Below are 971 nucleotides of genomic sequence, written 5' to 3' on the forward strand. Positions count from 1 at the left end.
AACGTTTAGTACATAAGGTGAGCAAGGCGTAGCCAAAGCTTGGCTTATGTGCAGGGTTAGGGTTTGTTTTATTCGTACTCCATTTTTACTCCCAAATAAACTTTTAAATCAGGATTGCTTTCAAACAAAGGCAAAAGTTTGTTGAATGATTGTGTCTTCTTTAGATGGTTATGCTCTGCTTCACCTAAAGGAGTTCCAGCCAGCTTTATGATTTTGAGTTTCTTTAGTTTAGTAACTTCATCAGGCAAGTCAGAAATGGCTGTATTTTGAAGATTTAGTTCTTCCAAGTTCTTTAACTCAATGATACTAGAATCTACCTTTTTTAATTCAGGGTTATTGGATAAATCTAATTCACGAATATACCTGTAACTCTTATTGAACACGAGATTTCTTATGTTTCTGCTCAGCTTTAACTCTACCAAGCTATCTGATAGCTTTAGATCATCAGGAATAAAAGATAAACTGTCATCATCAATGCTTAATCTTCTGAGTTCATCCATCAAGTATACTTGGATGGGAAGCGCTTTCAATCTACTGTTAACGATTTTTATATCATTGAGCTTAGGCAACAATCCAAGCTTTTGAAATGTATCTTTAAAATCAAGTTTTGAAGCATTTCTTATTTCAATAATCTGTAGCCTGCTTAAAGCAGTTATACTATCAGAAAGAGTATTATGATTGTATTGGGGCAGGTATAATGTAGTTACATACTCTCTGTTATGATAGGCTTCATTTAAATTGTTAGAGTATGATAAGACATCATTTAAGTTTGAGCTAGTACTCTTCTCTGTACCTAAAGGGATCCTTGTTTTATTTTGCTCTGATTCACAACTGCAAATAGCCCCAAACAGTAATATTGCAATTATAAATGTGAATTTTGTTTTCTTCATTTAGCCGTTCTTATTGTAAGATTACAGAGCAATTGTCACTAAATTCTAAAACTCAATTTTAATATTAAATAAGCCCTAACG

At 33.0% G+C, this 971-nt stretch carries 1 protein-coding gene; it reads right to left on the reverse strand.

Annotation, left to right across the window (positions count from 1 at the left end; translation table 11 throughout):
- Positions 1-68: 68 nt before the first annotated feature.
- The gene (locus tag ACFSRY_RS13290) at positions 69-890 is read right to left on the reverse strand and encodes a hypothetical protein (protein WP_377508344.1); all 822 of its coding nucleotides are present in this window, start codon (positions 888-890) and stop codon (positions 69-71) included.
- Positions 891-971: the final 81 nt, after the last annotated feature.

The sequence above is a fragment of the Pontibacter locisalis genome, assembly GCF_042684605.1.
GTDB classification, from domain to species: domain Bacteria; phylum Bacteroidota; class Bacteroidia; order Cytophagales; family Hymenobacteraceae; genus Pontibacter; species Pontibacter locisalis.